The sequence below is a fragment of the Streptomyces jeddahensis genome, assembly GCF_001642995.1.
GTDB classification, from domain to species: domain Bacteria; phylum Actinomycetota; class Actinomycetes; order Streptomycetales; family Streptomycetaceae; genus Streptomyces; species Streptomyces jeddahensis.
The window spans coordinates 84,632-91,830 of the sequence record NZ_LOHS01000094.1 but is presented as its reverse complement, the minus strand read 5'-3'; the positions used below and the strand labels follow the sequence as shown (position 1 = coordinate 91,830).

Here is a 7,199-nt window from a genome sequence, read left to right as displayed (position 1 = left end):
CCCGCACGCCCCTTCTTGCCGCTCCGCGGCAACCGGCTTCCTGCCGCTCCGCGGCACCAGATGTGGGGCCCCTGCGCGAGGCCCCCCGCCCCCAGGCATCCGATAATGAGCACGTGGCGCGGGCAAAAGGTAAGAAGGCGAGGGGGCGGCGGGATGCCGTGGCGGCCGTCGTGGCCGAGGTCGACGGTGGGCTCGCCGAGCTGATACCCGACCCGGACCGCGTACGGGGCTGGACGCTGCTCGTCGACGGGGCCCCGCAGTCGCACGTCGACCTCGACGATCCCGCGTACCTCGCCTTCGAGTACCAGCGCAGGCTCGGCCACGTCATCGATCTCGTCGCGCCGCCGGGGAAGCCGGTGCAGGCCGTGCATCTCGGCGGGGGCGCCTTCACGCTCGCACGTTACGTCGCCGCCACCCGCCCCCGCTCCACCCAGCAGATAGCCGAGCGCGACGCGGCCCTCGTCCAACTGGTCCGTGGCGAGCTGCCGTTGGATCCCGGCGCCCGTATCCGGGTGCGCTCCGCGGACGCCCGCGCCGTGCTCGCCAAGATCCCTGACGGCTGGGCCGACGTGGTGATCGCAGACGTGTTCAGCGGCGCCCGCACGCCCGCCCACCTCACCAGCACCGAGTTCCTGCACGAGGTGCGCAGGGTCCTCGGACCGGGCGGTTGGTACGCCGCCAATCTCGCCGACGGGCCGCCGCTCGCCCATCTGCGCGGCCAGATCGCGACGGCCGCGGCCGTCTTCCCCGAGCTCGCGCTCGTCGCCGACCCGACCGTGCTGCGCGGCAAGCGCTTCGGGAACGCCGTGCTCGTCGCCTCCAGCCTGCCCCTGCCCGTCGCGGAGCTGACCCGGCGCGCCGCGAGCGACCCGCATCCCGGGCGGGTCGAGCACGGACGGACCCTCGCCGACTTCACCGGGGGAGCGGCCGCGGTGACGGACGCCAGCGCCGTCGCGTCACCTGCGCCGCCGCCGTCCGTCTTCCGCTGAGCGGCGCTCCGCATACGTCCGGGGCCGCATACGTCCGGGGCCGCACACGTCCGGGGCCGGATGCATCCGGGGCCGGATGCATCCGAGGCCGGTCGGCTAGGCGAGCCCGCCGTTGCTCTGCAGCAGCTGGCCGTTGATCCAGCCGCCCTGGTCCGAGCAGAGGAACGTGACGAGGTTGGCGCAGTCCCGTGGCAGCCCGAGGCGTCCCAGCGGGGTGGCCTGTGCCAGGTCCCTCTTCAGCTGGTCGGTCATCCAGCCGGTGTCCGTGGGCCCGGGGTTGATCACGTTCGCCGTCACGCCGAGGTGGGCGAGCTCGCGGGCGGCGGCCAGGGTGATGCGGTCCAGGGCGCCCTTGCTCGCGCCGTACGGGAGGTTGCCGACCGTGTGGTCGCTGGTGAGGGCGATGATGCGGCCGGTCCCGTGCGGGCCGCGGAACCTGGTCGCGTACTCCCTGATCAGCAGCCACGTTGCGCGTGTGTTGACCGCGAAGTGCAGGTCGAAGCTCTCGACGGTGGTGTCGAGGAGCCCCGAGTCGACGGACTCGCAGTGGCAGAGGACGAGTGCGGTGACCTTCCCCAACGCGCCTTCCACTGCGTCGAAGAGCGCCCCGGGCGCGGACGGGTCGCTCAGATCGGCCTCGACCGCCGTCGACCTCGCGCCGAGTTCCGCCAGCCGCTTCGTGAGCCGGCCGGGTGCCTCGGGCTCGGCTCCCCACTGCATGCGCTCGTCGTACGGCGTCCAGTACGTGAACGCCACGTCCCAGCCGGCCTCGGCCAGGCCTTCGGCCACGGACGCGGCGATGCCTTCCGACCGGCCCGCCCCTGTGACGAGCGCCAGCGGGCGTTCGGGAGCCTGGCGGGTCTGGTCAGGATGGCGACCGGTCTGACTGTCCGTCATGCGCGTCCGCTCCCCATGTGTCGTCTCGGCGGTCATCGAGGGCCCATTCTGGTTGCCCGGTATCCGATCGGCACTCGAATATCCGGGCAACCAGGGGCCTCCGTGGCTATGCGTCCGTGGCTATGCCCCGTCCGCCGTCTCCGGGACTAGGCGCCGCCGCCCGCCCCCTCCGACGGCAGAGCCCCCGTCCTCGCCACATCGCCGTACCACCGGGCGCTCGACTTCGGTGTGCGGGCCAGCGTCGCGTAGTCCACGTACACCGCGCCGAACCGCTTCTCGTAGCCGTATGCCCACTCGAAGTTGTCCATCAGGGACCAGAGGTAGTAGCCGCGGACGTCGGCGCCGTCGCTGATCGCCTGGCGTACGGCGGAGAGGTGGCCGTGCAGATAGGCGATGCGCTCCGGGTCGTGGACGCGGCCGTCGGGGTCGGGCTTGTCGTCGTAGGCGGCGCCGTTCTCGGTGATGTAGATCGGCAGGCCCGGTGCCTCGTTGGTGTAGCGCATGATCAGCTCGTGCAGGCCGGTCGGGTCGACGGTCCAGCCCATCTCCGTGCGGTCGCCGGGGGTCTGGTGGAAGGCCACGTCGTCGGCGGCGGGCCAGGGGGAGTGGTCGCTGATGCCGTGGCCGTCCGCGCGCGGCCCGGAGGGGGCGTTCTCGGCGGCCGAGACGAGGGTGGGCGAGTAGTAGTTGAGGCCCAGGGCGTCCAGCGGCTGGTGGATGGCGCCGAGGTCCCCCTGCTGGACGAACGACCAGTCGGTGACGCTGGCCGTGTCGGTGAACAGGGTCTCCGGGTAGGCGCCGTGCAGCATCGGGCCGTGGAAGATCCCGTTGGCGAGGTTGTCGATGCGCCGCTTGGCGTCCAGGTCCTCGGGAGCGTCCGAGACCGCCCTCAGCATCGAGGGGTTGAGGCTCACCGCGACGCTGTTGCGGGCGGGCATCACGCTGCGCAGCGCGGACGTGCCCAGGCCGTGGGCCAGGTTGAGGTGGTGGGCGGCGCCCAGGGCGGCCGCGTGGTCCGTGCGCCCGGGGGCGTGCACCCCGGAGCCGTAGCCCAGGAAGGCGCTGCACCACGGCTCGTTGAGCGTGATCCACTGCTCGACCCGGTCGCCGAGGGCCTCGCCCACGATAGCCGCGTACTCCGCGAAGCGGTACGCCGTCTCGCGCTCCGGCCAGCCGCCCGCGTCCTCCAGCTCCTGGGGGAGGTCCCAGTGGTAGAGCGTGACGGCTGGCTTGATGCCGTGCGCGAGCAGCTCGTCGACGAGGCGCCGGTAGAAGTCGAGGCCGCGCTGGACGGCGGGGCCGCGGCCGGTCGGCTGCACACGCGGCCAGGACACCGAGAAGCGGTACGCGGTGAGGCCGAGGTCCGCCATGAGGGCGACGTCGTCGCGGTAGCGGTGGTAGTGGTCGACGGCGATGTCGCCGGTGTCGCCGCCGAGCACCTTGCCGGGGGTGCGGCAGAAGGTGTCCCAGATCGAGGGGGTGCGGCCGTCTTCCCGTACCGCTCCTTCGATCTGGTACGCCGAGGTGGCGGCTCCCCAGAGGAAGGAGGACGGGAAGGTCAGGGGCTCAGACATGGAAGCGCTCCCATAGGGGGTCGTGGAGACCGACGGGTCTTGAAGGAGGGAAGAGGCGAGGAGGGGAGAGGGGCGGGCTAGGGGCCGGGGCAGCGGTGACCCGGCCCCATGGGTTCAGCCATTGATGGCGGCGAGGGTTCAGCCCTTGATGGCGCCCTGCATGATGCCGCCGACGATCTGCTTGCCGAACAGGAGGAAGGCGATCAGCAACGGCAGAGTACCGAGCAGCGCGCCGGCCATGATCACAGACTGGTCGGGGATGTAGCCGGTGCCGAGCTGCATGAGGGCGACCTGCACGGTGGGGTTCTGCTGGTTCAGCGCGATGATCGGCCAGAGGAAGTCGTTCCAGGCCATCACGAAGGTCAGCAGCCCCAGCACCGCCATCGCCGGCCGCGCGGCCGGGAAGACGACGTGCCACACGATGCGCAGGCTGCTCGCACCGTCGACGCGTGCCGCCTCGATCAGCTCGGTGGGCAGCGCCTGCAGGAGGTACTGCCGCATGAAGAACGTGCCGAAGGCGCTGACCAGGGTGGGCAGGATCACCGTCTGCAGCTGGTTGGTCCATCCCAGGTCGCTCATCCACAGGTACAGCGGCACGATGGCCAGCTGCGGCGGGATCATCATCGTGCCGATGGTGATCAGCAGCAGCGCGCTCGAGAACCGGAACCGCAGCTTGGCGAAGGCGAAACCGGCGAGCGTGGAGAACAGGACCGTACCGACGGTGATGGTCGCGGCGACGAACGTGGTGTTGAACATCGCGGTGCCGAGCCCCGCCTGCTCCCACGCGGTCTCCAGGTTCTTGAACAGGTTCCCGCCGAACCACAGCGGAGGCGGCGTCTGCGCGAGCCGCCGGTCCGTGCGCGAGGCCGCGATCGCCGTCCACACCAGCGGCGCCAGAGAGAACAACGCGAAGACCGTCAGGACGACATAGGTGACGGGGCCCGCGTGCAGCTGCTTGCCCGCGCCCATCACCCGGGGGCGCCGGGAACCCCGTTCGCCCTTCGCGCCACCTTTCTCCTTCGCCTGAGGGAGTGTGAGTTCGCTTGTGGTCATTGGGACTTCCTCAGGCGTCGGGTGAGCAGCATGTTGATCACGGCGACGATCAGCAGGATCAGGAACATCGACCAGGCGATCGCGGACGCCTTGCCGAGGTTGCCGATGATCCAGCCTTGGTCGTACATGTACAGGCCGAGCGTCTGGTACTGGTGCTCGGAGCCGCCCTTGGAACCGCTGACCCCGCCGAACAGCAGCGGCTCACCGAAGAGCTGCGTCGCGCCGATCGTGGAGACGACCACCGTGAACAGGATCGTCGGCCGCAGCATCGGGATCGTCACATGGCGGAACTGCTGCCAGCGGCCCGCGCCGTCGAGGGCCGCCGACTCGTAGAGGTCGGCGGGTATCGCCTGCATCGCCGCGAGGTAAATCAGCGCGTTGTAGCCGGTCCACCGCCAGATCACGATCGTGGAGACGGCGAACCTCGAACCCCAGTCGGACTCACGCCAGTTGATCGGGTCAACCCCGACGAAGTCGAGCAACCAGTTGATCATGCCGCCGTCCCAGGAGTACAGCAGCACGAACACCAGCGTCGCCGCAGCCACCGAGGTCGCGTACGGGGTGAGCATCACGACCCGCCAGACGACCGAGCCGCGCAGCCGGTAGTTGAGCAGGTGCGCGAGCCAGATCGCCATCATCAGCTGCGGCACGGTCGAGATCACGCCGATGACGAAGGTGACCCACAGGGAGTTCCAGAAGAAGTCCGAGGACAGCAGGTTCCTGTAGTTGTCCAGGCCTGCCCAGGTCTGGTTGTCCAGGGCGGACAGCTGCACGTTGTGCAGCGAGTACCAGGCCGTGTAGAGCAACGGAACCAGCGAGAAGGCCCCGAAGATGATGAAGAAGGGGGCGATGAACGCGTACGGCGACGCCTTCATGTCCCAGCGGTACAACCGGCTGCGCCAGGAGTCGGTGCCCGTCGGCGGCGTACCGCGACCTTGAGCGCCCGGGGCCGCGCCCGGCTGCTTGCCAGGCGCGGCGTCGGCGCTCGACGCGGGGTGCGCGAGAGCCTGCTCGGAGCTGGTCACTGGCCGAGCACGTCCTTGATCTCCTTGCTGGCCGCGTCCCAGCCCTGCTCAGGCGTCTTGCCCTTCTGCTCGACCTGCAGGATGCCGATGTCGGTGAGGGCGGTGTTGATCGGCTGGTCCTTGACGCCGAAGTACTGCGTCGGGATGGTCTTCGCCGAGTCCGAGAAGATCTGCGTGATCGGCGCGTCGGAGAAGTACGCCGTGGTGGCGGCCAGCGGCTTCAGGTTCGCGTACGCAGACGGGGTCGACGGGAAGGTCGCCTGCTTGGCGAAGACCTTCGCCTGCTGCTCGGGAGCGGTCAGCCACTTCGCGAGCGCGATGGCCTCCTTCTGGTGCTTGCTCGCCGTCGGCACGCCGATGAACGAACCGCCCCAGTTGGACGCGGTCGGCGCCGCCGCCACATCCCACTTGCCCTTGCCGGAGTCACCGGCCTTCTGCTGGATGTAGCCGATCATCCACGCGGGGCAGGCCACCGTGGCGAACGTGCCGTTGGCGTAGCCCTGGTCCCACGGCTTGTCGAACTGCTTCAGCTTCGCCGACATGTCGCTGGTCGCCACCTCCATGGCGACGTCCCAGGCCTTCTTCACGCCCTCGGACTTGTCCCAGACGACGTTGCCGTCCTCGTCGTAGTACCGCTGGCTCGCACCGCCGAGCGCCGCGTTGTAGACGGAGGAGGCGGAGTCCACGAACTTGGTGCCGCTCGGCGCCTTCTTCATGTACTCCTTGCCGAGACCGACGTACTTGGACCAGTCGCCCTTCCACAGCTCGGCGAGCTTGGTGCGGTCCGTCTCGATGCCGGCCTTCTCGAAGAGGTCCTTGCGGTAACAGATGGCCATCGGGCCGATGTCGGTGCCGAGCCCGATCGTCTTGCCGTCCTTGGTGGTGGCCTGCGCCAGCTTCCAGTCCAGCCACTGGGACTTGTCGACCTCCTTGCCGAGGTCGACGAACTTCTCGGCCTGCGTCTGCACGGCCTCGGTGATGTTGCCGATCTCGATCGCCTGAATGTCGTCGGTACCCGAACCGGCCTGCAGGCGGGTGAGCGTCTTCGGCCAGTACACGTCGGTGCGCTGGGTGACGTTCTCCTTGATGTTGATGTCGGGGTGCAGCTTCATGTACTCGTCGTACAGACCGGCCTGCTTGTAGCCGAACTCGCCGAAGGTGCCGACCGTGAGTGTGATCTTGCCGTTCGCGTCGCCACCGCCGCCAGAAGAGTCCGACGGACCTTCCGAGTCCTCGGCGCAGCCTGCCAGCAGCCCCGTACCGAGCGCGGCCACGGCCGCGAGGGCCACTAGCCGACGGGACCCGCGGGTACTCGTGCGCATTGCGTCCTCCAGTTGCCTGACGTGCCGACCCCCCGGCCAACTGCTCTGTTGGGCCCGTTTGTTCACGCTGCGGCTCGGGCGGGGAACGTGCGGGATATGTAGGTGCCAGGTATTGTGGGAGCGCTCCCACAAGTGATGTCTTGAAGGGTCGCGGCTCGGCGCGGGGGTGTCAAGGGACCGGACAGCGAGATATGTCTTCAGTTATCGGGCTGTTAGGTATCGGGCGGCCGGGCGGTGGCGGACGGACGGCGGACCCGGCCGAGGAGCGTACCGAAGGCCGGACTGAAGGCCGGGCCGAGACCCGGATCGCGGGCCGTGCCGAGGGCTGGACCGAAGGTC

Annotated in this window: 6 protein-coding genes; 1 reads left to right on the top strand and 5 read right to left on the bottom strand. The window is 69.5% G+C overall.

Features of this window, described 5'->3' with window-relative positions:
• Positions 1-113 precede the first annotated feature (113 nt).
• Positions 114-989, top strand: a complete 876-nt coding sequence (locus STSP_RS22245; protein WP_067280931.1) for a spermidine synthase — start codon at positions 114-116, stop codon at positions 987-989.
• A gap of 96 nt (positions 990-1,085) precedes the next feature.
• Here STSP_RS22245 and STSP_RS22240 read toward each other — a convergent pair whose 3' ends face one another.
• The 5 genes from STSP_RS22240 to STSP_RS22220 all read right to left on the bottom strand — a co-directional run bounded on the left by STSP_RS22240 (position 1,086) and on the right by STSP_RS22220 (position 6,860).
• Complete coding sequence (locus tag STSP_RS22240) at positions 1,086-1,886, bottom strand: SDR family oxidoreductase (protein ID WP_067280929.1); 801 nt, start codon at positions 1,884-1,886, stop codon at positions 1,086-1,088.
• Positions 1,887-2,032: 146 nt separating this feature from the next.
• Positions 2,033-3,460 (bottom strand): GH1 family beta-glucosidase, encoded by a 1,428-nt coding sequence (locus STSP_RS22235; RefSeq protein WP_067280928.1) that lies wholly within the window; start codon positions 3,458-3,460, stop codon positions 2,033-2,035.
• A gap of 138 nt (positions 3,461-3,598) precedes the next feature.
• On the bottom strand, positions 3,599-4,513 hold the full coding sequence (locus STSP_RS22230; RefSeq protein ID WP_078067403.1) for a carbohydrate ABC transporter permease: 915 nt from the start codon (positions 4,511-4,513) through the stop codon (positions 3,599-3,601).
• Positions 4,510-5,538 (bottom strand): carbohydrate ABC transporter permease, encoded by a 1,029-nt coding sequence (locus STSP_RS22225; RefSeq protein WP_067280926.1) that lies wholly within the window; start codon positions 5,536-5,538, stop codon positions 4,510-4,512. Before STSP_RS22225 ends, STSP_RS22230 begins: the two co-directional genes overlap by 4 nt.
• Positions 5,535-6,860 carry an ABC transporter substrate-binding protein gene (locus STSP_RS22220; RefSeq protein ID WP_067280923.1) on the bottom strand — a complete coding sequence of 442 codons (1,326 nt, stop codon included), beginning with the start codon at positions 6,858-6,860 and terminating at the stop codon, positions 5,535-5,537. The genes STSP_RS22225 and STSP_RS22220 overlap by 4 nt, the downstream gene beginning before the upstream one ends.
• Positions 6,861-7,199 lie beyond the last annotated feature (339 nt).

Coding starts and splice junctions, on each gene's coding strand:
- STSP_RS22240 (WP_067280929.1), bottom strand. CDS start 1,886: ATGACGGACAGTCAGACCGGTCGCCATCCTGACCAGACCCGCCAGGCT.
- STSP_RS22235 (WP_067280928.1), bottom strand. CDS start 3,460: ATGTCTGAGCCCCTGACCTTCCCGTCCTCCTTCCTCTGGGGAGCCGCC.
- STSP_RS22230 (WP_078067403.1), bottom strand. CDS start 4,513: ATGACCACAAGCGAACTCACACTCCCTCAGGCGAAGGAGAAAGGTGGC.
- STSP_RS22220 (WP_067280923.1), bottom strand. CDS start 6,860: ATGCGCACGAGTACCCGCGGGTCCCGTCGGCTAGTGGCCCTCGCGGCC.